21 protein-coding genes are annotated in these 24260 nt (G+C 58.2%); 8 read left to right on the top strand and 13 right to left on the bottom strand.

The annotated features are described in order from the left end of the window. Window positions 1–27 precede the first annotated feature (27 nt). A complete protein-coding gene (gene plsY / locus AC07VR_RS17405; protein WP_494990568.1) occupies window positions 28–597 on the bottom strand; it encodes a glycerol-3-phosphate 1-O-acyltransferase PlsY in 570 nt (189 codons plus the stop codon). Window positions 598–671: 74 nt separating this feature from the next. Here plsY and folB point away from each other — a divergent pair, with 74 nt between their 5' ends. Together folB and folK are read left to right on the top strand one after the other, a co-directional pair. After that, window positions 672–1025: a dihydroneopterin aldolase gene (folB, locus tag AC07VR_RS17400; RefSeq protein ID WP_494990567.1), complete on the top strand. Its 354-nt coding sequence runs from the start codon at window positions 672–674 to the stop codon at window positions 1023–1025. Beyond that, on the top strand, window positions 1016–1534 hold the full coding sequence (folK, locus tag AC07VR_RS17395; RefSeq protein ID WP_494990566.1) for a 2-amino-4-hydroxy-6-hydroxymethyldihydropteridine diphosphokinase: 519 nt from the start codon (window positions 1016–1018) through the stop codon (window positions 1532–1534). Before folB ends, folK begins: the two co-directional genes overlap by 10 nt. Before the next feature lie 110 nt (window positions 1535–1644). Here the strand turns inward: folK and AC07VR_RS17390 are convergent, their stop codons facing one another. From AC07VR_RS17390 to AC07VR_RS17340, 11 genes are all read right to left on the bottom strand, one after another. Then, complete coding sequence (locus AC07VR_RS17390) at window positions 1645–2868, bottom strand: multifunctional CCA addition/repair protein (RefSeq protein ID WP_494990565.1); 1224 nt, start codon at window positions 2866–2868, stop codon at window positions 1645–1647. Between the two features lie 64 nt (window positions 2869–2932). Further along, on the bottom strand, window positions 2933–4495 hold the full coding sequence (locus AC07VR_RS17385; protein WP_494990564.1) for a SpoVR family protein: 1563 nt from the start codon (window positions 4493–4495) through the stop codon (window positions 2933–2935). After that, a complete protein-coding gene (locus tag AC07VR_RS17380; protein WP_494990563.1) occupies window positions 4492–5763 on the bottom strand; it encodes a YeaH/YhbH family protein in 1272 nt (423 codons plus the stop codon). Before AC07VR_RS17380 ends, AC07VR_RS17385 begins: the two co-directional genes overlap by 4 nt. A gap of 209 nt (window positions 5764–5972) precedes the next feature. After that, the gene (locus tag AC07VR_RS17375; protein WP_494990562.1) at window positions 5973–7895 is read right to left on the bottom strand and encodes a PrkA family serine protein kinase; all 1923 of its coding nucleotides are present in this window, start codon (window positions 7893–7895) and stop codon (window positions 5973–5975) included. Between the two features lie 297 nt (window positions 7896–8192). Further along, window positions 8193–8522 (bottom strand): thiosulfate sulfurtransferase GlpE, encoded by a 330-nt coding sequence (gene glpE, locus AC07VR_RS17370; protein ID WP_494990561.1) that lies wholly within the window; start codon window positions 8520–8522, stop codon window positions 8193–8195. A 33-nt stretch (window positions 8523–8555) separates the two neighbouring features. Continuing rightward, a complete protein-coding gene (locus tag AC07VR_RS17365; protein WP_494990560.1) occupies window positions 8556–9437 on the bottom strand; it encodes a symmetrical bis(5'-nucleosyl)-tetraphosphatase in 882 nt (293 codons plus the stop codon). Next, a complete protein-coding gene (apaG, locus tag AC07VR_RS17360) occupies window positions 9437–9817 on the bottom strand; it encodes a Co2+/Mg2+ efflux facilitator ApaG/CorD (RefSeq protein ID WP_494990559.1) in 381 nt (126 codons plus the stop codon). Before apaG ends, AC07VR_RS17365 begins: the two co-directional genes overlap by 1 nt. A 123-nt stretch (window positions 9818–9940) precedes the next feature. Next, entirely contained in the window at window positions 9941–10759 is an 819-nt protein-coding gene (gene rsmA, locus AC07VR_RS17355) for a 16S rRNA (adenine(1518)-N(6)/adenine(1519)-N(6))-dimethyltransferase RsmA (protein ID WP_495011960.1), read from the bottom strand. Then, on the bottom strand, window positions 10756–11745 hold the full coding sequence (pdxA, locus tag AC07VR_RS17350; protein WP_494990557.1) for a 4-hydroxythreonine-4-phosphate dehydrogenase PdxA: 990 nt from the start codon (window positions 11743–11745) through the stop codon (window positions 10756–10758). The genes rsmA and pdxA overlap by 4 nt, the downstream gene beginning before the upstream one ends. Beyond that, window positions 11742–13058, bottom strand: coding sequence for a peptidylprolyl isomerase SurA (surA, locus tag AC07VR_RS17345; protein ID WP_495011959.1), 1317 nt, complete (start codon window positions 13056–13058; stop codon window positions 11742–11744). The genes pdxA and surA overlap by 4 nt, the downstream gene beginning before the upstream one ends. After that, window positions 13039–15852: an LPS-assembly protein LptD gene (locus AC07VR_RS17340; protein WP_495011958.1), complete on the bottom strand. Its 2814-nt coding sequence runs from the start codon at window positions 15850–15852 to the stop codon at window positions 13039–13041. Before AC07VR_RS17340 ends, surA begins: the two co-directional genes overlap by 20 nt. Before the next feature lie 130 nt (window positions 15853–15982). Here AC07VR_RS17340 and AC07VR_RS17335 point away from each other — a divergent pair, with 130 nt between their 5' ends. The 3 genes from AC07VR_RS17335 to AC07VR_RS17325 are packed head-to-tail and all read left to right on the top strand — an operon-like array spanning window position 15983 to window position 18448. Beyond that, window positions 15983–17008: an aminoglycoside phosphotransferase family protein gene (locus tag AC07VR_RS17335; protein ID WP_494990554.1), complete on the top strand. Its 1026-nt coding sequence runs from the start codon at window positions 15983–15985 to the stop codon at window positions 17006–17008. After that, window positions 17005–17679: an N-acetylmuramate alpha-1-phosphate uridylyltransferase MurU gene (gene murU / locus AC07VR_RS17330; RefSeq protein WP_495011957.1), complete on the top strand. Its 675-nt coding sequence runs from the start codon at window positions 17005–17007 to the stop codon at window positions 17677–17679. Before AC07VR_RS17335 ends, murU begins: the two co-directional genes overlap by 4 nt. A gap of 1 nt (window position 17680) precedes the next feature. Further along, the gene (locus tag AC07VR_RS17325; protein ID WP_495011956.1) at window positions 17681–18448 is read left to right on the top strand and encodes a TerB family tellurite resistance protein; all 768 of its coding nucleotides are present in this window, start codon (window positions 17681–17683) and stop codon (window positions 18446–18448) included. A 156-nt stretch (window positions 18449–18604) separates the two neighbouring features. Here AC07VR_RS17325 and AC07VR_RS17320 read toward each other — a convergent pair whose 3' ends face one another. Next, window positions 18605–19600 carry an alpha/beta hydrolase family protein gene (locus tag AC07VR_RS17320; RefSeq protein WP_495011955.1) on the bottom strand — a complete coding sequence of 332 codons (996 nt, stop codon included), beginning with the start codon at window positions 19598–19600 and terminating at the stop codon, window positions 18605–18607. A 74-nt stretch (window positions 19601–19674) separates the two neighbouring features. On the opposite strand from AC07VR_RS17320, the gene AC07VR_RS17315 reads away from it, so the two are divergent. The 3 genes from AC07VR_RS17315 (at window position 19675) to AC07VR_RS17305 (ending at window position 24221) form a co-directional block, all read left to right on the top strand. Continuing rightward, complete coding sequence (locus tag AC07VR_RS17315) at window positions 19675–22053, top strand: PAS domain-containing sensor histidine kinase (RefSeq protein WP_495011954.1); 2379 nt, start codon at window positions 19675–19677, stop codon at window positions 22051–22053. Window positions 22054–22062: 9 nt separating this feature from the next. Continuing rightward, window positions 22063–22692 (top strand): response regulator, encoded by a 630-nt coding sequence (locus tag AC07VR_RS17310; protein ID WP_494990549.1) that lies wholly within the window; start codon window positions 22063–22065, stop codon window positions 22690–22692. A gap of 404 nt (window positions 22693–23096) precedes the next feature. Beyond that, window positions 23097–24221: an ABC transporter ATP-binding protein gene (locus AC07VR_RS17305; protein ID WP_494990548.1), complete on the top strand. Its 1125-nt coding sequence runs from the start codon at window positions 23097–23099 to the stop codon at window positions 24219–24221. Window positions 24222–24260 lie beyond the last annotated feature (39 nt).

Genomic DNA, 24260 nt, shown 5'->3' with positions numbered 1-24260 from the left:
GATCCTGGGTCGCTTCACCATCGGGATTTAAAAATGCCGTTCGCGCCCGGCAAGCAGGTCGCGTAGATTGCCCCGATGACGCCAGACGATCAGCACTGTGAGCACGCTCATGGGCAGCAAGGCGGCAGGCTCACGCCAGGCGAGCAGCGGCAGGCTCAGCGGTGTAGCGATCAAGGCGGCCAGCGAGCTGGTGCGGGTGAGGTAGAAGGTCAGCAGCCAGGCAGTGATGGCCAGGAGTGCAGCAGGCGGGTACAGCCCCAGCAGCATCCCGGCGGCAGTGGCGACGCCTTTACCGCCGCGAAAGCGGAAGTACAGCGGGAGCAAGTGGCCGATGACGGCGCATAATCCGACCCAGGCCTGTTGCTGTAGCGGCAAGCCGGCCAGATTGGCGATCAGTACCGGCAGCAGGCCCTTGCAGAGGTCGCCGAGCAGGGTCAGGACGGCCAGCTTTTTACCGGCCAGGCGCAGCATGTTGGTTGCGCCGGCATTACCCGAGCCACTCATTCGCGGATCGGGGTTACCGGTCAGGCGGCTGAGCAAAATGGCAAAGGACAGAGAGCCAAGCAGGTAGGCGAGGATTGCCAGTAACCAAAACATGCTAACTATTCCGGGCGAGGACGCCCTGATTCTAACGGCGCATTGCGCCCTTGTCGTGCTGCGGAGAAGAGTGCTTGGACAGAGTATTTATCGAGGGCCTGGAAGTCGACACGGTGATCGGTGCCTACGACTGGGAGCGGGGTATCCGACAGTGCCTGCGTCTTGATCTGAGCTTCGCCTGGGATAACCGCCCGGCAGCCGCAGGCGATGACCTGACTCTGGCGCTGGATTATGCGAGTGTGTCCTCGCGCATTCAGGCGTTTGCCGAAGAGGCGCAGTTCCAGCTGGTGGAAACCTTTGCCGAGCGTCTTGCGCAAGTGCTGATGAGTGAGTTTCAAATCCCTTGGCTGCACCTCAAGCTGACCAAGCCAGGCGCAGTTGCCGCCGCCGCGGGTGTGGGTGTGGAGATCGAGCGCGGATGTCGCTAATTCAGGTGTTTCTAGGTCTCGGTAGCAATATCGCGCGCGAACCTCATTTGCAGGCGGGGCTGGATGCTCTAGCCGGTTTTCTGGTGGATGTGCGCTGTTCGGCGGTGTTTGAAAGCCAGCCGGTGGGCATCAAGAGCGGTCCGTTCTTCAATCTGGTGGTATCGGCCTACACCGATCTGCCACTCGTGGAGCTGGATCGTCGACTGAAATTCATCGAGGCGGACAACGGTCGTTATGCGCCGGATCGCAAGGGCTTGCCGCTGGACATCGATGTGCTGCTTTATGGTGATCTGGTGGGCAATTTCGACGGTTTGATCCTGCCTCGCGCAGAAATCCTGAAAAACGCGTTTGTACTGTGGCCGTTGTCGTTGATCGCGCCCGACAGACTGCATCCGGGTGTCGGCAAGAGCTTTGCTTCACTGTGGAGCGAAGCGCGAATAGATCAGGTTTTGGCGCCAGTGGCATTTGAGTGGCGTGGTGAGCAGCTAACGCCTTCGAATCTGTTGTGACGGGGTGCAAGGCAGGGTCGACAAGATCACAGCCCTCAGCAGCTCCTACGCTGATCCGTGTAGGGGCTACCGAAGGTTAGGGGCGCGTTCGGATGATCTTTTGATTTTGCTTATTGCTGCTCTTTGTAATTCTTCAGCGCCTTAAGGCGTTCTTGTTTCAAAGCTTCGCCCAGTTCCGGCCCTTTGAAACCTTGCTCCAATAACGGCTGAACCGCCACGTTCCGCGCTGCGTTCGCTGCGCCTCTCAAATATTGCGCCTGTGGGTAACTTCTCTGCTCGAAGCCGTTGCGACCCCGTGCATCCATTTCGCAGGCTGCGATGAACTCTTCAAAGCGCTGCGGTCGACGATAGACATCAAAGCTCTGCAGCAGCTCCAGTAATGTCGAGGGCTTGAGTTCAAGGGCGCGATGCCCGTGAGTGTGGTACTCGCCGACCAGCAAGGCCAGCTCCTGGCAATCCCTTGGCGCTTTGAAGCGTTCGTTCACCGCCTTGATCAGGCGCAATCCCTTGTGTTCATGGGCGATGTGTTTCGGCCACTGACTTTCTGGTGTCAGCCCTTTTCCAAGGTCGTGTAGCAGGCACGCCCAGCGTACTGTCAGTGGTTGAGCATACAGAGCAGCTTGTTTGAGGACGCTCAGGGTGTGCGCGCCGCTGTCGATTTCCGGGTGATGAGCTTCGGGTTGCGGCACGCCGAACAGGGCATCAACTTCGGGAAGCAATACTTTAAGTGCGTCGCAATCGCGCAGCACTTGAATGAACACCTGAGGCTGGTTTTCCATCAGGGCGCGGGAAATTTCTTTCCAGCTGCGCTCCGCCGTCAGTGCTTCAAGCTCGCCTGATTCGCTGAGCTGGCGCATCAGTTCGAGGGTTTCAGGGGCGACGCTGAAACCAAGCTCGGCATAGCGTGCGGCAAAGCGGGCTACCCGCAGAACCCGGAGTGGATCTTCGGCGAATGCGGGTGAAACGTGACGAAGTACGCGGGCATCAAGATCTTGCTGGCCATGATAGGGGTCGGTCAAGGCGCCTTGGTCATCTTCGGCCATGGCGTTGATTGTCAGGTCGCGGCGGATCAGGTCTTCTTCAAGCGTGACTTCCGGGCTTGCGTGAAAAGTGAAGCCGCAATAGCCGTGACCACTTTTGCGTTCGGTCCGGGCGAGCGCGTATTCCTCACCACTCTGCGGATGCAGAAATACCGGGAAGTCGGCGCCTACCGGGCGATATCCCTTCGCGAGCATTTCTTCCGTGGTGGCGCCCACCACAACCCAGTCGATGTCGGTGACAGGCCTGCCCAACAAGCGATCACGCACTGCGCCGCCGACTTTATAAATCTGCATAAAAAAACCTCCGTTAGCTCGACAGGATAACCCTTGCGTCGAACTTACGGAGGTTTTGGGGGAATCAAAGGTGGATGACTGCCAGGTCCAGTCGGCCGTAATCGCCCTCGCTATGCTCGCCTTTCGGCGGTACGTGATGGGTTTTCATCACCTGGTCGCCTTGCAGGGTTTCCAGGTGGATATCGAAGCCCCAGAGCCGGTGCAGATGCTTGAGTACTTCGTCGGTGGAATCTCCCAGCGGTTTACGGTCGTGCTGCTGGTGACGCAAGGTAAGCGAGCGGTCTCCCCGCCGGTCGATACTGTAGATCTGTATGTTAGGCTCGCGATTGCCCAGGTTGTATTGCGCCGCCAGGGTTTCGCGGATGATCCGATAGCCGTCTTCGTCGTGTATCGCCGGAACCAGCAGATCTTCCTTCTGATCGTCATCCAGGATGCTGAACAGCTTCAGATCGCGGATCACCTTGGGTGACAAGTACTGCAGGATGAAGCTCTCGTCCTTGAAGCTGCTCATGGCGAATTTGATGCTGGAGAGCCAGTCGGTACCGGCGATTTCCGGGAACCAGCGGTAGTCTTCTTCGGTGGGCGCTTCGCACATCCGCCGGATATCGCGGTACATGGAAAAACCGAGGGTGTAGGGGTTGATCCCGTTGTAATAGGGGCTGTCGAATCCAGGTTGAAAGACCACGCTGGTATGGGAGGACAGGAACTCCATCATGAACCCATCGGTGACCAGCCCCTCGTCATACAGGTCGTTCATCAAGGTGTAATGCCAGAACGTAGCCCAGCCTTCGTTCATCACCTGGGTTTGGCGTTGTGGGTAGAAGTACTGCGCTATCTTGCGCACGATGCGCACGATTTCCCGCTGCCATGGCTCCAGTAATGGCGCGTGTTTTTCGATGAAATAGAGGATGTTTTCCTGAGGTTCGGCGGGGAAGCGCGCATTATCCTTGTCGCTGAATTTGTCCGCCCCTTTGGGAATTGTGCGCCAGAGGTCGTTGATCTGCTTTTGCAGGTGTTCTTCCCGGTCTTTCTGCCGGCGCCGTTCTTCCTCCGCCGAGATCGGATACGGGCGTTTGTAGCGGTCGACGCCGTAGTTCATCAGAGCGTGGCAGGAGTCCAGCAGGTCTTCTACCGCATCGATCCCGTGGCGTTCTTCGCATTGCATGATGTACTGCTTGGCGAACACCAGATAATCGATGATTGAGCTGGCATCGGTCCAGGTGCGGAACAGGTAATTGCCTTTGAAAAAACTGTTGTGTCCGTAGCAGGCATGGGCAACCACCAGTGCTTGCATGCAGATGGTGTTTTCTTCCATCAGGTAGGCGATGCACGGGTCTGAGTTGATCACGATTTCGTAGGCCAGCCCCATCTGGCCGCGAGTGTAGGACTTTTCAGTGCTGAGAAAGTGTTTGCCATAGGACCAATGGTGATAGCCCAGTGGCATGCCGACAGAGGCGTAGGCATCCATCATTTGCTCGGCGGTAATCACTTCGATCTGATTGGGATAGGTATCGAGCGCGTAGCGATTCGCGATACGACTGATTTCGCGGTCGTAGGCCTGAATCAGCTCGAACGTCCATTCTGAGCCGGTGGATATAGGGATACGTTTCTGCTCTCTGGCGGTCATGTCACTAACCTGCGCTGGAAGAGTTCACGAAAGACCGGATAGATATCTCCGGCCGAGACCAATTGTTGCTGGGCGAAAGTGTCTACAAAGGCTTCGGCGATCCGTTCATATTCGAACCATAGAGCCTGATGTTCGCGCGGGGTAATCTCAACATAAGTGTAGTACTGCACGAATGGCATGATCTGGTTGATCAGGATGTCGCGGCAAATCGGCGAATCATCGTTCCAGTTGTCGCCGTCGGAAGCCTGGGCCGCGTAGATGTTCCATTCATTACTTGGATAGCGTTCGGCCATGATTTCCTGCATCAGCTTCAAGGCGCTGGAAACGATGGTGCCGCCCGTTTCGCGGGAATAGAAAAACTCTTCCTCGTCGACTTCCCGGGCGCTGGTGTGGTGGCGGATGAACACCACGTCGATCTTTTCGTAATTTCGCTTGAGGAACAGGTACAGCAGGATAAAGAAGCGTTTGGCGATGTCCTTGGTCGCTTGTGTCATGGAGCCGGAGACATCCATCAGGCAAAACATGACGGCTTTTGAGCTGGGGTTGGGCTGTTTGATCAGCAGGTTGTACTTGAGGTCGAAGGTGTCGAGAAATGGCACACGATTGATGCGGGCGCTAAGACGCTCGATTTCCGCTTCCATTTCCTGAATATCGCCGAAATTATCTGGCTCTTCGCGTCTTAGGCGCTCCAGCTCGTCCTTTACCTCACGCAGTTTTGCCCGACTGCTGCCGGACAGCGCAATACGTCTGGCGTGGGCTGAGCGCAGCGTGCGGATGATATTGATCCGCGAAGGGTTGCCTTCATTGCTGATGCCGGCGCGGACGGTTTTAAACGTGTCGGTTCCGGCCAGGTTGCGTTTGACCAGGTTGGGCAGTTCCAGGTCCTCGAACATGAATTCGAGAAACTCTTCCTGGGTGATCTGGAAGACAAATTCGTCCATGCCTTCGCCGGAATTACCGGCCTTGCCAGGACCTTTTCCGCCACCTCCACCAGGTGGGCGAGGGATATGCTGACCGCTGCTGAACTCTTTGTTTCCGGGGTGAACCACCGTTTGCTTGCCGCCGCGCCCATGGTGAAGCACCGGCTCGTCGATATCGCGGCCGGGAATACTGATCTGTTCGCCATGCTCCATGTCGGTGATGGAGCGACGGCTGACGGCTTCTTCAACTGCCTTCTTGATATGATCACGGTAACGCCGCAGAAACCGTTGGCGGTTAACCGTGCTCTTGTTCTTGCCATTGAGACGTCGGTCGATCACATAGCTCATGACTGCTCCTTAGAAGCTGTCTTGAAAAGCCGAGAGCGGGTCGGGCTGTGTCGAGTGGGGTGGCGCCACGCGCATTTCTGCGTCGTGCGGGCCACCCGTTCTCTGTCTGAGCCTCGCTACCGACTTTCAAACACCTCCCTGAAGCCTGTGTAACAGAAATCGTTGACACAGGCCTCTGGCTAACGACAACCGGTGCGACCGGCAGCGGGTTACTGTGATTTTCTGACCCGCAGGTACCACTCGGAGAGCAGTCGTACCTGTTTGTCGGTGTAGCCGCGCTCGACCATCCGTGTGACGAAGTCGTTGTGTTTTTGCTGGTCCTCTTTGCTGGCCTTGGCGTTGAAACTGATAACCGGCAGCAGATCCTCGGTGTTCGAAAACATTTTCTTCTCGATCACCACCCGTAGCTTCTCGTAGCTGAGCCAGGTTGGATTCTTGCCGTTGTTGTTGGCCCGGGCGCGCAACACGAAGTTGACGATTTCGTTACGGAAATCCTTGGGATTGCTGATGCCGGCCGGTTTCTCGATTTTCTCCAGTTCTTCGTTCAGGGCTACGCGGTTGAGAATTTCTCCGGTTTCCGGATCGCGGTACTCCTGATCCTGAATCCAGAAGTCAGCGTAGAGCACGTACCGGTCGAAGATGTTCTGGCCATACTCGCTGTAGGACTCGAGGTAGGCTGTCTGAATCTCCTTGCCGATGAACTCGATATAACGTGGTGCCAGATACTCCTTGAGGAAGCGCAGGTAGCGCTCGCGGGTTTCCGCCTGGAATTGCTCCTGTTCAATCTGTTGTTCGAGCACATAGAGCAGGTGTACGGGGTTGGCGGCGATCTCGTGGGGGTCGAAGTTGAAGACCTTGGACAGGATCTTGAACGCAAATCGGGTCGAGAGCCCATTCATACCCTCATCGACCCCTGCGTTATCGCGGTACTCCTGAATCGACTTGGCTTTCGGGTCCGTGTCTTTGAGGTTTTCGCCGTCATACACGCGCATTTTCGAGTAGATATTGGAGTTCTCCGGCTCCTTGAGTCGCGAAAGAACGGTGAATTGCGCAAGCATTTTCAGGGTGTCGGGCGCGCAATGGGCCTTGGCCAGAGAGCTGTTGAACAGCAACTTGTCGTAGATCTTCACTTCATCGCTGACGCGCAAGCAGTATGGCACTTTGACGATGTAGATCCGGTCGATGAACGCTTCGTTGTTCTTGTTGTTGCGGAAGGTGTGCCATTCCGATTCGTTGGAGTGCGCCAGCAAGATGCCGGTAAACGGAATGGCGCCCAAGCCTTCGGTACTGTTGTAGTTGCCTTCCTGAGTTGCCGTCAGCAATGGGTGCAGCACCTTGATCGGTGCCTTGAACATTTCGACAAACTCCATCAGGCCCTGGTTGGACCGGCACAGAGCTCCGGAGTAGCTGTAGGCGTCTGCGTCGTTCTGCGGGAACTCTTCCAGTTTGCGGATATCGACCTTGCCCACCAAGGCAGAAATGTCCTGGTTGTTTTCATCCCCAGGCTCGGTCTTGGCGACGGCGATCTGATTGAGGATCGATGGGTAGAGCTTGACCACCCTGAACTGACTGATGTCACCGCCAAACTCGGCCAGGCGCTTGGTTGCCCAAGGCGACATGATGGTACTGAGGTAGCGCCGTGGGATACCGAAGTCTTCTTCGAGGATCTGGCCATCTTCTGTGGAGTTGAACAGCCCAAGAGGTGACTCGAAAACAGGCGAGCCCTTGATTGCGTAGAAGGGCACTTTCTCTATCAGCTGTTTCAGCTTCTCGGCCAGGGACGATTTACCGCCACCGACGGGGCCAAGCAGATAGAGGATCTGCTTCTTCTCTTCCAGGCCCTGAGCGGCGTGGCGGAAGTAGGAGACGATCTGATCGATGCACTCTTCCATGCCATGAAAGTCTTCAAAGGCCGGATAGCGGCGGATCACCTTGTTGGAAAAGATTCGAGACAGCCGCGAGTTGGCAGAAGTATCCAGCAATTCCGGCTCGCCGATTGCCAGTAGCAGGCGTTCGGCTGAAGAGGCATAGGCGCTGCGATCCTTTTTGCAGAGCTCTAGATACTCTTGCAGCGTAAGTTCTTCCTGGCGTGTGGACTCGAAACGTTGTTGGAAGTGGCTAAAAATGCTCATGACGTCACCTCGCTCGATACGTGGAGCCGACGCCGGATCAGTCAGTCGAGTGCTGGTGCAACTGAAATCCAGTTGCCTTGTACCCCCCCAGAACACTTTCAAAGCTATTGACCTTGAAAGCTAATACCGATGACCCGAACGCCGGTGTACCGGCTCTCCCCTAATTTGGATGGCCTGTGCCTAAGGATAGTTCGGAATCAGAGAGGTCAAGGCGCAATGCGCAATTAGTTCTGGTCGACCGTTCGTCAGCCAGGGCGCAAGCCCACGGGGGGCGCGGGCTAGAGCTTTAGAAAAAAATTATTCAGAAACGCCTTGCGCGATTTCCGAGGGGTAAATTGTGCGCCATAGCTCAAAGCCGCCGTCCAGGCTGTAGACGTCGGAGAAGCCTTGGCTGATCAAATACGCGGCCGCGCTTTGACTGGAGTTGCCGTGGTAGCAGACTACGACCAGTGGTGCATCCAGGTCCGCAGCGCGGATAAAGTCGGAGATGGAGTGGTTGTCCAAATGCAGTGAGCCGCTAATGTGGTTCAGGGCATAGGTCTGCGGGTCGCGGATGTCGACCACCACTGCACCTTGCTCACGCAGGGCATGGGCTTGTTCGGGGGGGATGCGTTTGAATTCGCTCATGGCGGGCTCCTGTGGCCTGGCTAAAAGCGCGGTTCAGCGCTTTTCGGTGGTCAGTAATTGTTCGGGGGTGGAGTCGGTGGCAGGCGGTTTGACGTGGCCTTGAGCATCGCACTTGCACTCCAGGCGTTCACCGGTGTCGATATTCAGCAGCGTCATGGCGCCGCCCCAGACACAGCCGGTGTCGAGGGCGAAGAGGCCTGGCTCATTGCATTGGCCTGCGAGGGCGGCCCAATGACCGAAGACGATCTTCAGGCCTTTGGTCTTGCGTTCCTTGTGCTGGAACCAGGGTGCATAACCTGGCGGGGCTGTATCTATGCCTTCCTTGCCTTTGAGATCGAGTTTGCCTTCGCTGGTGCAGAAGCGCATGCGAGTGAAATAGTTGGTGATCACCCGTAGGCGAGCAGTGCCTTTGAGGTCGCTGTCCCATTTCACCGGTTCGTTGCCGTACATGCCATCCAGGTAAGGGGCGAAGAGGTTGTCGTCATGTAACGCTTCTTCGACTTCGGCTGCGCACTTCAGGGCTTTCTTCAGCGTCCATTGCGGCGGTATGCCGGCGTGGACCAGTACTATTTCGCGCTGTTCGTCGTAGTGCATCAGCTTTTGCTGGCGCAACCACTCAAGCAGCTCTTTGCGATCCGGCGCTTCGAGAATCTCGCGCAAGGTATCGGCTTTCTTCAGACGCTCGATGTCCTGCCAGACGGCCAGCAAGTGCAGGTCATGATTGCCGAGAACGCAAACCAGCGATTCGCGGATGCTGTAGAGAAAACGCAGGGTTTCCAGCGACTGCGGGCCGCGGTTGACCAGGTCACCCACCAGCCAGAGGCGATCTTTGGCGGGATCGAAGGCGACCCGCTTGAGCAGGCATTGCAGTGGTTCGAGGCAGCCTTGCAGGTCGCCGACGGCGTACGTCGCCATCAGTGCAGGGCTCCGGGCACCGCCAGGCGGAAAGGCGCGATGATGGCGTCGAAGTGTTTACCGTCTTCGGCGAGCATCTGATAAGTCCCCTGCATGTTGCCCACGCGGGTAGTCATCACGGTGCCGCTGCTGTAGGTGTGGCTCTGGCCGACGTCGATCAGCGGTTGCTGGCCAACCACACCTGCACCGCGAACCTCTTCGACATGCCCGTCGCCATCGGTAATGACCCAGTGCCGAGAGAGCAACTTGGCCGGTAGCAGGCCATTGTTCTTTACGGTAATGGTGTAGGCGAAGGCAAAGCGGTCTTGCTCGGGCTGTGACTGTTCTGCCAGATAGCGAGTGACGACGCTGACGTCGACCTGATAACGAGGATCGGACATGCAAAGGGCCTTAAAAGCAAAGCGGGACGCGGGGCGTAACTGATTGAGGTCAGTCTAGGCCAAGTATCGGGTAGTAAACCAGACATGAGGGCCGGTGTCCTACCCGATAACGCTTCTGGTCTGTCAGATGTCGGCAGGTTGCTCGGCGACTTGTTCGCTGAGCTTGTCGGCCAGACGGACAAAGGCCGCCAGATCGAGCTGCTCTGGGCGCAGGCTGCCATCAACGCCGGCGGCTTCGATTTCAGCATTGCTCAGCAAGGCTTTGAGGGTGTTGCGCAGGGTCTTGCGGCGCTGGTTGAAGGCTTCGCGAACGACGCGCTCCAGCAAACGATGGTCTTTAGCCGGGTGCGGCAGCACGGCGTGCGGCACCAGGCGGACGATCGCCGAGTCAACTTTTGGTGGCGGGTTGAACGCGCCGGGGCCGACGTTGAACAGGTGTTCGACCCGGCAGTGGTACTGAACCATAATCGACAGACGGCCCCAATCGCCACCGCCGGGACCTGCGGCCAGACGCTCGACCACTTCCTTTTGCAGCATGAAGTGCATGTCGCGGATCAGGCTTGAATTGTTCAGCAGGTGGAAGATCAGCGGCGTGGAGATGTTGTACGGCAGGTTGCCGACGACGCGCAGGCTGTTGGGGGCGGCATTCAGGCTGCTGAAGTCGAACTTCAGTGCATCGCCCTGGTGAAGGTTGAAATTGCTCTTGCCGGCGAATTGCTGGTTGAGGATCGGGATCAGGTCCTTGTCCAGTTCAACCACGTCCAGTTGGGCGCCGCTGTTGAGCAGGCCTTCGGTGAGCGCACCCTGACCCGGGCCGATTTCCAGCAGGCGGTCTTCGGCTTTGGCGTGTATGGAGCGCAGGATGCGGTCGATAACGCCGGCATCGTGCAGGAAGTTCTGGCCGAAACGCTTGCGCGCCCGGTGTTGGTAATGCTCGGTCATAAACGGGTCTCGGCCATCTGGTAGGCGGTTTCCAGGGCGACTTGCAGGCTGCCGGTGTCGATTTTTCCGCTACCAGCCAGGTCCAGGGCGGTGCCGTGGTCGACTGAGGTGCGGATGATCGGCAAACCGAGGGTCACGTTGACTGCCGCGCCGAAGCCTTTGTATTTCAGCACGGGCAGACCCTGGTCGTGGTACATCGCCAGCACCGCGTCGCAGTGCTCCAGATACTTGGGGGTAAACAGAGTGTCGGCGGGCAAGGGACCACGCAGGTCCATGCCTTCAGCGCGCAGACGCTCCAGGGTTGGTTCAATGATGTCGATTTCTTCGTGGCCCAGGTGTCCGCCTTCGCCGGCATGCGGGTTGAGTCCGCAGACGAGGATGCGTGGCTGGGCGATGCCGAATTTTTGTTGCAGGTCGGTGTGCAGAATCCGTGTGACCCGCTCCAGGCGTTCAGGGGTGATTGCATCGGCAATCTCCCGCAGTGGCAGGTGCGTGGTGACCAGCGCGACCCGCAAGCCGTGTGTGGCGAGCATCATCACCACTTGAGGGGTGTGGGTCAGGTCTGCGAGAAACTCGGTGTGGCCGGAGAAAGCGATTCCCGACTCATTGATCACGCCCTTATGCACAGGTGCGGTGATCATTCCGGCAAAGTGCCCGTCCAGACAGCCTTGGCCGGCGCGGGTCAGGGTTTCCAGTACAAACGATGCATTGGATTTATCCAGCTGACCGGCGATGACCTTGCTCTGCAGTGGGGTGTCCCAGACATACAGGCTGTCAGCTGGGGCGGGTTGATCGGGCCAGCTATCCGGGGTAACCGGTAGCAGGTCGACAACCACACCCAGCTGCACGGCCCGCTCAAGGAGCAGGTCGCGGCTGGTAATGGCAATCAGGGGATGCGGCTGGGGGTGCGCGGCGAGCAGCAGGCACAGGTCGGGACCTATACCGGCAGGCTCGCCCGGTGTCAGCGCGAAACGTTTGGGTTTCACTGCGATGCCCGGTCAGCGCCAGGGAGTTTGATCTCTACGTAGGCTTCGTCACGGATCTGACGCAACCAGGTTTGCAGCTCTTCGTCGTATTTGCGGTTACGCAGTACAGTCATCGCTTGCTGCTCGCGGGCCTGGGTGGTGCTGTCGGTGGCGCGGCGGCCAAGGACTTCCAGGACGTGCCAGCCGTAAGGGCTCTTGAACGGTTTGGACAGCTGGCCCTGTTGGGTTTTGGCCATCACTGCGCGGAACTCGGGCACCAGGGCGTTCGGGTCGATCCAGTTCAGGTCGCCGCCGTTAAGCGCGGAGCCCGGGTCTTCCGAATATCTTTTCGCCAGTTCAGCAAAGTCTTCGCCGGCTTCAATCCGGTCGTAGAGTTTCTGGGCAAGACGCTTGGTTTCTTCTTCGCTACGAATTTCGCTTGGTTTGATCAGGATGTGGCGCACGTGCACTTCGTCGCGCACCTGAGTCTGGCCTCCACGCTTTTCCAGGATCTTCAGAATGATGAAGCCGCCTGGAGTACGCATCGGCTCGGTCACTTCGCCGACAGACATCGAACTCAGCATGCGATCAAACGGTGGTGGCAGTTGCGCGGCTTTACGCCAGCCCATCTCGCCGCCTTCCAGCGCGGTTTCACTGGCGGACCTGGCGATTGCCAACTGACCGAAATCGGCGCCTTGCTTGAGTTGCCTATAGACATCGGCAGCCTGGCGTCCGGCATTCTGAATCGCTTCAGAGTTTGCGCTTTCCGGAGTAGGAATCAGGATATTGGCCAGACGGAACTCTTCGGACAGCTGCATTTTGCCCAGGTCCGAGGCCAGGAAGTTCTTCACTTCCTGCTCTGATACCTGAACACGCTCAGCCACACGGCGCTGACGTACACGGCTGATGATCATCTCGCGGCGAACCTGATCACGAGCGTCTTCATAAGACAGGCCGTCGTGGGTCAGGGCGGCGCGGAACTGGTCCACGGTCATATTGTTGCGCTGGGCAATGGTGCCGATCGCCTGGTTCAGCTCTTCATCAGTGATACGGATGCCGGAACGTTCGCCGATCTGCAGTTGCAGGTTTTCGACGATCAGGCGTTCGAGCACCTGCTGGTTCAGCACGCCGGTTGGCGGCATGCCGCCACCGCGCTTGGCGATGGTTTGTTGAACTTCATGAACCCGTTGGTCCAGTTGGCTCTGCATGACTACGTCGTTATCGACGATGGCCACCACTTTATCGATGGACTGCACCGCAGCGTTCGCTGCGGTACCCAGTAACAGCGCGCCCAGCATCAGCGGGCGCAGACAATCAGAAAGCTTGGTCTTCACGTTCACGATAACCTTGAATGCCTTTGTTAAGGAAGCTCTCTACTTTGGTGCCAGTAACGCCACCGAGACCCTTCAGAACAATTTGGAGGAAGATGCCATGGTCGCCTTTTTCGTTTTGCGGGGCTTCTTGACTGAACTCGTCATAGGAAACCCAGTAACGGTTGATCAGGCGCAGTTTCCAGCAGCAGTTGTCGTACTCGAAACCACCGAAGGCTTCCAGAGTGCGGTTGCGGTTGTAGTCGTACTGCCAGCGGCTGATGGCGTTCCATTGCGGCACGACCGGCCAGATCACCGAGAAATCGTGCTGCTTGATCTTGTAATAGTCTTTCACGAATCCCGGAGTGCCTGGAGTGCCGTAGTCGCCACCACCCACTGTCCACTTACCGGTGGTCTGGTCATAACGGACCTGATCATTGCGATAGCGATAACCGGCGTTGATGACCTTGTTCGGGTTGTCTTCCGGCTGGTAATGGAACATCGCGCTGCCGGAGCGAGGGCTGCGGCTGTCCGGGTCCCAGTTGTAGTCGGCGGTGGTGCGCCAGTCACGGTTGAAGCGGTATTCGTACTCAAGCGCGTAAGGCGAAACCTTGGAGTGTGCATCGTTGCGGGTGGTTGCATCGATGCCCGGCAACTGGACTTCGCGATCCTTGAAGTAAACGGCCTGGCCGACGCTGATGCGTTGGCGCTCAAAGCCATTGTCTTCGATCCAGCGGTTGGTCACGCCCAGCGACAGCTTGTTCTCGTCGCCGACACGATCAGAGCCAGAGAAGCGGTTGTCGCGAAACAGCGAAGCGTAGTTGAACGTGTACTCGCCAGTGTCGAAGACCGGGATGTCGGTCTGGTCTTTCTCTGGGACATAGAGATAGAACAGGCGCGGCTCAAGGGTCTGGCGGTAGTTTTTGCCGAACCATTGAGTGTTGCGATCGAAGTACAGACCGCTGTCGATGCTAGCGATAGGCACGCCGCGGTTCTGATTGTTGTTGAAGTCGCCATTGATGTTATCGGTACCGGCCGCTGCCGCTGCTTGCTGTTGCGCAACGATCTGGCTCTTGCCTGTTCCGTCGAGACTCAGATCGTACTGGGTGAACTTGTACTTGAGCGATGGTTTCAGGAAGCCGTAAGTCCAGTTGAGCGGCAGACTGACAGCCGGCTCAAGATCGAGGCGGTCACCGTTTGCACGCGCCAGACCCACAACGTTTGTATCTAGCCGTGGCGAGGCATTGCCGTTTTCATCGATAAAGTCGCCGTTTTTCAAATTACGGTCAAAGCGTACGATTTCGGTGTTGTACGCGAAATTCAGCCCGCCTGGATGGTACGGCAGCGCACCGTTGAAGGTGATCTGCGGCAAGCGGTTGTACGGTGTGATATTGGAGACGGTTGCCAGCTGATAGGCTTGTGCGTTGATTCGCGCGACGTAATCGTCGCCGCGGTAGGTGACGACACCCTGCTGGTTCACGTAGTCGGCAGTTCTGACACCAATCTGATCGGTTTCCAGATCCTGGAAATAATACGGATCGCTGATCTTGGTGTAGTCGACTTCTGTCAGTGTGCGCGAATCAAGTCCGCCCTTGTGCTGCCAGTTGAGCATGTAGCGGGTTTTTTCGTAACCGGTCTGCTTGCTGCGTTCAGTGTCGTCGTCATTCAAGTAAGCAGCACCAAACTGACCTTCACTGCTCTTGGTCAGGTAGCGGAACTCGCCTTCCATCAACATCCCGCGCTTGCTCATGTAGCGCGGATACAACGTGGCATCGTAGTTGGGTGCCAGGTTGAAGTAGTACGGGGTGACCAGCAACAGGCCGGTTTTGGTACCGCTGCCAATGGTCGGTGGCAGGAAGCCGGACTGGCGACGGTTATCGATCGGGAAGTAGATGTACGGGGTGTAGAACACCGGAATGTCTTTGACCCGCAGCGTCACGTTGGTCGCGGTGCCGAAGCCGGTCGCCGGGTTCAAGGTGATGTTGTTACCCTTGAGCTGCCAGGCGTTGCTGTTCGGTTCGCACGTGGTGTACGTACCATCCTTGAGGCGGATGATGGCGTTCTCGGCACGTTTGGCGTACAGCGCGCTGCCGCGCACGCGCGACTTGTGCATCACGTACTCAGCGTTATCGACTTTGGCTTCGCCGGTATCGAGCTGCACATCGGCGTGATCGCCGACGAGCAGCGCGCCGTTGTCGCGAATGCGGACATTGCCGCTCAGCTCGCCACGGCTTTCAGCTTGATACAGGCTGGCTTCGTCGGCCTCGGCCTGCATGCTGCCCTGACGCATGACCACGTCACCGGCCAGGGTCGCGACCTGTTGCTCTTGCTCATAGCGCGATGCTTTGGCGCCGATAAACGTTGGAGCGTCACTTTTATTCGTCGTGTCATTCATGCCCGGACGAATCGGTTCGATATAGGAACCAGAGCAATAAGGACCGGTCTCGGCCAATTGCGCAGCAGTCAGCTTCTCACGAGGCACCCAGTCAAGGTGGCTGTAGTCGGCACTGCGCGACTGCAGGCCGCGGCCCTTGGCCTCGGTGACGAGCGTGGTCTTGGTAGCGGTTTCGTTGCCGGCGCTGTTGGCTGCCGGGCTCTCGCCGGTGGAACTGACTGCATTCGCGTCATGCACAGGGCGCGGAGGCAATTGAGCAGCGTTGGATTTTGGTGCGCAGTCCCAGGCACCCGAAGTAGACACTGAGCAGTCATACTGTTCCGCGGCGACCACGTACTGAGTGGCTAAAGGTTGCAGGGCCAGCAAACTGCCGGTAACCAACAACGGAAATTTTTTACGAAACGCGGGGGATTTCAATGCCATCTTATTAGTCCGGGCTTCCTGCGTGCCATCTGCCCGCGGTGTGGGCCGCACGCCTCTCGATGGTCTGAAAAAGATGCTGGATAATAAAGCATGACCCGCTTGACGGCTAGCGCCGTCGGAGACCCTTGCAATGCCTGACCAAGATGTACGCTTGCAACACCTGAAAGTTTGGCTCGATGAGCAATTGGCAACTCTGTTTACAGCACGCGGCTGGGGCGCCGTGCCCCCGGCTACGTTGACTGCGGCCAGCAGCGACGCGAGTTTTCGGCGGTATTTTCGCTGGGAAGGGGAGGGTCGTAGCTTCGTCGTGATGGACGCTCCACCGCCTCAGGAAAACTGTAAACCCTTCGTGGATATCGCTTTATTGCTGGCGAAATCCGGAATAAACGTCCCGATAATTTATGCCGAGGACCTCGAGCGCGGATTTCTTTTGCTCAATGACCTGGGCAACAAGACCTATCTGGACGTGATCGACGGCGAAAATGCCGACGATTTGTTCAAGGACGCGCTGCAGGCATTGCTGGCCTTCCAGCAGTTGCCAATGGATGCCGTGCTTCCCAGTTATGACGTGGCGTTGCTGCGCCGCGAACTGGAACTCTTCCCCGAGTGGTACGTGGGCCGTGAGCTGGGTATCAAGCTTGATCAGGAACAACTGGCGCTCTGGCAACGGGTCAGCGATCTATTGATCGACAGCGCTCTGGCCCAACCCAAGGTGCTGGTACATCGCGACTACATGCCGCGCAACCTGATGTTGAGCGAGCAGAACCCGGGCGTGCTGGACTTCCAGGATGCAGTCTACGGCCCGGTCACTTATGACGTGACCTGCCTGTTCAAGGATGCATTCCTCAGTTGGCCTGACGCTCGCGTGCATGGCTGGCTGAAAGACTATTGGCACCAGGCGGGTAAATTGGGTATCCCGGTACAGTCTGATTTTGAAGACTTCCTGCGTGCCAGCGATCTGATGGGCGTGCAGCGTCATTTGAAGGTGATCGGGATCTTTGCCCGCATCTGCCACCGTGACGGTAAGCCGCGTTATCTGGGCGATGTACCGCGTTTCTTTGCCTATATAGAAGCAGTGCTGGCCCGCAGGCCAGAGCTGGCGGAGTTGGGTGAGCTGTTGGCGAGCCTGCGCCAGCCGGTTGGAGCGCCCGTATGAAAGCAATGATTCTCGCGGCCGGTAAAGGTGAGCGCATGCGTCCGCTGACCCTGGCGACGCCCAAGCCATTGATTCGTGCCGCGGGTGTGCCATTGATCGAGTACCACATTCGGGCATTGGCGGTGGCAGGTTTTACCGAGATCGTCATCAACCATGCCTGGCTGGGTCAGCAAATTGAAGACTATCTGGGCGATGGATCGCAGTTTGGTGTGAGCATTCAGTATTCGCCGGAGGGGGAACCGCTGGAGACCGGAGGCGGTATTTTTCGGGCGTTGCCGCTGTTGGGTGATGAACCGTTCCTGGTGGTCAATGGTGACATCTGGACTGATTACGACTTCACGGCTTTGCGCCAACCGATTGCCGGACTTGCTCATCTGGTGATGGTCGACAACCCGGCGCATCACCCGACAGGGGGGGACTTTTGTCTGGTGGACGGTCAGATACACGACGCCGGGACGGGTTCAGCCGCGCTGACTTACAGTGGTATTTCGGTTTTGCATCCAAGGCTGTTCTCTACGTGCGTCGCCGGTTCCTTCAAATTGGCGCCGCTGTTGCGCGAAGCCATGGCTCAAGGGCAGGTCACGGGCGAACACATGCATGGATGCTGGATTGATGTCGGAACCCTTGAACGTCTGGCGCAAGTAGAACAATTGCTGGAAGCGAGCCGCTGATATGTTGTGGCCAGGGACTCTGATCGGAGCCGGAGCGGGCTTTGCCATAGCCAGCATTCCGGGGGCCATGTTAGGTGCATTGTTGGGGCAGGCGCTGGATAGGCGCTTGCAACTGCAGAGTTGGGACCATTTGCGCCAACGTTTGAGCGGGCGTTCGGCGCTGCGCAATGATGAGCTGTTGTTCGTATTGTTAGGGCGACTGGCCAAGAGCGATGGCCAGGTGGTTGAGGGGCATATCCAGCAGGCTCGTCAGGAAATGCGTTCACTCGATATGAGTGGACCGGCGCAAAAGCGAGCCATCGCTGCGTTCAATCGGGGTAAGTCCGGGCATGATCGCTTGCATGGGTATTTGCGCCGCTTGAGTACCCAACCGCATGCAGCCGAGGGCGTTTTGCGCGCCTGCTGGCGTATGGTCTGGGCTGATGGTCGAGCCAGCAGCGCCGAACGAGAGCTGATTAATCTATGGGGTAAATGGCTGGGCTGGACACCTCAACAGGTGCAAGCGCTGGCCAGTGACTACGAGCCGCATAAAAAAAGCCTGGCCAACAGTGGCAGGGCTTATCAAGAGGCTTTGCAGGTGCTGGGTGTGACGGCCACCAGCGAGCCATTGCAGATCAAGCGTGCTTACCGGCGCCTGCTCAGCCGCCATCACCCGGACAAGATTGCTGGCACTGGCGCGACCCCGTTTCAAGTGCGCGAGGCAACCGAGAAAACTCGCGAGCTGCACAACGCTTATGCGTTGATCCGTGAGCGGCGGGATTTTCGTTAGGCATTCAGGTGACCCTGAAAAGATCATCCGAGCACGACCCGAACCTTTGGCATCGCCTACGGTTCGGTGTATATCCTCGGTGCCAGGTCGAGATCCGCTCGGCGCAAGAGCTGCCGCTGGCTGCGATCCTGGCGGGTTGCCCGCGAATAGGGCCGTTCAGTTGCCGGTGTTCCGTGGGCTTAACCAGCCGCGAACGCGCCTAAACAGTTGCTCTTGTTCGGCGGTGCTGTTTCCAGGCAACGCCTTCAAAGACACCTGAGTGAAGCGTGCGCTCTTCAAGCGTTTACTCGCCTGCAGACGTGCCAAAGCGGCGCTGCGTGCCAGCTCCTTGTCATTATAGAAAAAGTCGGCAGTTGCGACTTTCAAGGTCGGCGTCAGTTGTGCCAGCTCAGGTTTTCCATTAAGTGGCGTTTGCGCGGCGACCATTACGAACTTCTCTACGTGCGGCGGTTGTTTCTCGCTCAGGTAACGCGCGGTCCAATAAGCCCCGGTACCATGTCCCAGCAGGACAATGCTGCGAGCGTTTTGCTGCCGCGCAAAGGCAATTGCCGCATCGATTCGGGCGAAGATCCGCTCGGCGTCAGCCTTGATTTTCTCCTCAGAACTATCGGCGGCGGCACGATCAGTGATGTCAGCCTCACCGCCAGCCGCTTGTTCGATGGGTTTGGGTGCAGCGGTGCTGGCGTCTTTGCTGCTAGTGTCCACAGGGGCAGGCGCGGGCGCGGCTTCGACACTGCGCGGCTGGCTGGCGTCGCTCTGCAGGTCGGGCAAGGTAATACTCAGGCTGCCCCAGTTGGCGTTTGGCAATTTTTGCCGCAATGGACCGATTGCTTGAGGCCAGTCAGCGGTTTCGCCGGCGCCGGGGATGATAATGACCGCACCGCTGGGTTCACTGGCATTGGCCGGTTTCCAGAGTGTGAGGAAGCTGTCGCTGCCGGCCTGCAACTGTTGCTGCTCCTGCTGTGGGATTTGTCGCTCAAGGGCCGTCGCTTCTTCCTGACTACGCTCAAGCAGCAGCTGGCGCTCTACCGGTTTTTCTTCTGCGGTTTTTGCCGTGGCGCCGGTAGGATCGGCAGCTTCGACTGAAAAGGCACAAGGCAGGATCAGCGACAGGCACAATGCGTGCAGTGCCAAGCGGTAGACAGGGGGCATCGGATATTCCAGGCCAGAAGTAATCCCGGCAGCCTAATGGGTTGGTCAGTATTTGTCAGTGTGTGAGACTTCAGATGATGCGTTTTCGCTGCCTGTTGGTTATCGGCTGTTTTTGCCTTCCCTTGATCGCGTTGGCGGCCCCTGCGCCCGCGCAGTTGAATGTCGATCAGCGTCAATGGCTTGAGCAACACGCCGAGCTGCGTGTCGGGCTAGTGATGCAAGCGCCATACGCCCAATTTGATCGCCGCTTGCAGCGATTGTCCGGGGCCAATGTCGAGCTCATGCAGTGGCTGGCCCAAGCCCTCAAGGTCGAGCTGAGTTGGCGCAACTTTGCAGATCAGGAACAGTTGGAGGCCGCCGTGCGTGACGGTGAAGTCGACATTGCCCCCGGCCTGACTCAAACCCCGGCGGGGCTGCGACTCTGGCAGTTTTCCGATCCTTATATGCGTGTACCACAACTGGTAGTCAGTGAGCGTAAAGGCGCCGGTGCGGTGGACCTGGAGAAGCTCGACAGCCAGTCCCGTGTCGCTGTACGCATGCCCAGTGCGGTTGCCGACTACCTGCGCAGCACTTACGGCCATCTCAATTTGCAGGGTGTGCCGATGGAGCGTCAGGCCTTGCAGTTGCTTTTGAGCCAGCAAGCCCGGTATGCCGTGGTGGATGAAGCGCAGCTCAGTCGTTTGTCGGCCGAGCCGGAGTTCACCGGTCTGGCGGTGGTCGGTGATATCGGCCTGCCGCAATTGCTGCGAGTCGCCACGCGACGTGACTGGCCTGAGCTGGCGGGGATCGTTGAAAGGGCGCTGCATGCGATTCCGGCGCGAGATCTGGAACAGCTACACAGTCGCTGGCTGCAACCCAAATACCCGCGTCTGGTCGAGTCGCCGGGTTTTTGGCAGAACCTCTGTCTATTGCTGGCGGTGTTGTTGCTCAGCAGCATGGCCATCGTCACCTGGCTGCGTCGCCAGCGACGATGCCTTGAGCAGCGTTTGTTGGCAGCCAGAGAGGACATCGCCCATCGTGAGGCCAGCGAAGAAGCCTTGCGCCTGACGCAGTTTTCCATCGACCAAAGCACCGTGGGGATCCTCTGGGTCAACTGGGACAGCCATGTCCGCTACGCCAATCGGGCGGCCGAAGAAATGCTCGGTTATGCACCGGGCGGCGTCATCGACCGACCCTTGATCGACTTCGAGCCTGACCTGCATATGGACCGTTGGCTGACGCTTTGGAAGCGCGCCCGTGCCAGTGACGACGGACCGCAGAGCTTCGAAACCAGCTGTGTTCGTGCCGATGGCAGCATCCTGCCTGCTGACGTGTCGCTGAGCTTCCTGCGCTTTCGCGATAGTGAGTATCTGGTGGTCTATCTCAACGACGTCACTGAGCGTCGACGTGCCCTGGCCGCCTTGCAGGAAAGCGAGGCGCGACTACAAGGCATCGCCGCCAACGTACCGGGACTGGTGTTTCGCCTGGAGCGGGCGCCGGTCACCGGGCAGATCGACTTCGCCTATATCAGTGAAGGCAGTGAAAACCTGGTGGGCTATTCGCCGGCGACGTTGAGCCATCGCGACAAAGGCTTGCGCAGCCTGGTCCATCCCGACGACAAAGCCAGCTATCACCAGACCCAGGATCAAGCGCTGGATACGGATAGCGACTGGTCCTGGCAAGGGCGGATTGTGACGCGTCAGGGCGAGCAGCGTTGGGCGGAAATCAAGGCGATCACCCGTCGTCTCGAAGACGGCGCGGCGGTCTGGGACGGGATTGTGTGGGACATCAGCGAAAGCAAGCGTATCGAGCTGGAGTTGGCCGGTTCTCGCGAGCAACTGCGCGAGTTGTCCGCTCACCTGGAAAGTGTGCGGGAAGAGGAAAAGGCCCGCATTGCCCGGGAGGTTCACGATGAGTTGGGGCAGATGCTGACCGTGCTCAAACTGGAAACCTCTATGTGCGAGCTGGCTTACGCGCATCTTGACCCGGGTTTGAACGAACGGCTCAACAGCATGAAGCGTCTGATCGCGCAGCTGTTCCAGTTGGTGCGCGATGTTGCCACGGCGCTGCGTCCACCAATTCTTGATGCAGGCATCGCCTCGGCCATCGAGTGGCAGGCGCGACGTTTCGAGGCGCGTACGCAGATTCCGTGTCTGGTCCAGGTACCGGAAAATTTGCCGGTCCTTAGCGACGCCAAGGCCATTGGCCTGTTCCGTATCCTTCAGGAGGCGCTGACCAATGTCATGCGCCATGCTCAGGCGCATACTGTTGAATTGACACTGACCCGCGAAGGTGGCGATTTATGCCTGACTGTCAGCGACGATGGTCAGGGATTTGTCCCGGCGACAGGCCGCCCGACTTCGTTTGGTCTGGTGGGCATGCGCGAGCGGGTGTTGATCATGGGCGGCAGTCTGTCGCTGGAAAGTGAGCTGGGCGAAGGCACGACATTGAGCGTGCGAGTGCCGTTGGATTAGGAGAGATGCGTGATCCGTGTACTGGTAGCCGAAGACCACACCATCGTCCGCGAAGGCATCAAACAGTTGATTGGCCTGGCCAAGGACCTGTTGGTGGTGGGTGAGGCGTGCAATGGCGAGCAGCTATTGGACGTTTTGCGACATGTCCCTTGTGAAGTGGTGTTGCTGGATATCTCCATGCCCGGCGTCAATGGCCTGGAGGCGATCCCGCGGATTCGCGCGCTGAACAATCCTCCGGCGATTCTGGTGCTGTCGATGCATGACGAAGCGCAAATGGCCGCTCGTGCGTTGAAAGTCGGGGCTGCCGGTTATGCCACCAAGGACAGCGATCCGGCACTGCTGCTGACCGCGATCCGCAAGGTCGCGGCAGGTGGGCGTTATATCGACCCGGATCTGGCCGACCGGATGGTGTTTGAAGTGGGGCTGACCGACTCGCGGCCGTTGCACTCATTGCTGTCTGAACGTGAGTTTTCGGTGTTCGAACGGCTGGCCCAAGGCGCGAACGTTAACGACATTGCCCAGCAATTGGCATTGAGCAGCAAAACCATCAGCACCCACAAGGCGCGGCTGATGCAAAAACTCAATATCACTTCGCTGGCCGAGCTGGTGAAATACGCAATGAAACACAAGCTCCTGTAACGCGTCTCCTTTGGACGCCACATAACCGTAGCAGCTGCCAAAGGCTGCGTTCGGCCGCGAAGCGGTCGTAAAACTTCCAAACGCGATTTACCCGGATAAATCTCGATTGCCTGACTTGCGAGCGCTTCGCACTTGAACGCAGCCTTCGGCAGCTGCTACGAAGTGCGTGTAGCCATACCCATTTACGACATGCCTGTAAGGTCCGATTCCCGCGTTATATGGCTTCCAATACAGGCCATCGCGCCCATTCCCTCGTGACATGCCCAATCACGCCATTCGTGTAGGGCAATCCCTACCCCGAACCTTCCATCCGGCTTAGGCGAATCTCTCATACCCCCCGATTTGCGTGGTTGTGAGGCTCCACTAGGCTTAGTCCACGGCAGTCAAAAACAAAAGGTGTGGGTATGAGCGAGGTCGATTCAAGTGCTGGGGCAAATGATGTTCTGGTCAGCTTTCGTGGAGTGCAAAAGAGCTACGACGGCGAGAACCTGATCGTCAAAGACCTCAACCTGGAGATTCGCAAAGGCGAATTCCTCACACTGCTCGGGCCTTCCGGCTCCGGCAAGACCACCAGTCTGATGATGCTGGCCGGTTTCGAAACCCCGACCGCCGGTGAAATCCAGCTGGCCGGGCGTTCGATCAACAACGTGCCGCCGCATAAACGCGACATCGGCATGGTGTTTCAGAACTACGCGTTGTTCCCGCACATGACAGTGGCCGAGAACCTGGCGTTCCCGCTGACCGTGCGTGGCCTGAACAAAAGCGACGTCAGTGACCGGGTCAAGCGCGTGCTGAGCATGGTTCAGCTCGATGCATTCGCCAAGCGTTATCCGGCGCAGCTTTCCGGTGGTCAGCAGCAGCGTGTGGCTCTGGCCCGGGCGTTGGTGTTCGAACCGCAACTGGTGCTGATGGACGAACCACTGGGGGCACTGGATAAGCAACTGCGTGAACACATGCAGATGGAGATCAAACACCTGCACCAACGCCTGGGCGTGACCGTGGTCTACGTGACCCACGACCAGGGCGAAGCCCTGACCATGTCCGACCGCGTGGCGGTATTCCATCAAGGCGAAATCCAGCAGATTGCGCCACCGCGCGAGCTCTATGAAAAGCCCAAAAATACCTTCGTCGCCAACTTCATCGGCGAGAACAACCGTCTCAACGGCCGTTTGCACAGCCACAACGGCGATCGCTGCGTGGTTGAGCTGGGGCGCGGTGAAAAGGTCGAAGCGCTGGCGGTGAATGTCGGCAAGACCGGCGAGCCAGTGACCCTGTCCATTCGTCCGGAGCGCGTGAGCCTCAATGGCTCCAGCGAATCCTGCGTCAACCGCTTCTCGGGGCGCGTGGCGGAATTCATCTATCTGGGCGACCACGTCCGCGTTCGCCTGGAAGTCTGTGGCAAGACCGACTTCTTCGTGAAACAACCGATCGCCGAGCTGGATCCGGCTCTGGCGGTTGGTGATGTGGTACCGCTTGGCTGGCAGGTCGAACACGTTCGCGCGCTCGACCCACTTCTAGAGGCGAACTGATCGCCCCCTTGCTTCACCAACACAAACCCTGCACGTGGA

The organism is Pseudomonas sp. GW821-FHT02H09 (assembly GCF_059421425.1).
Note: the sequence above shows the minus strand (reverse complement) of the source record. Positions and strands in the feature narration are given on the sequence as shown.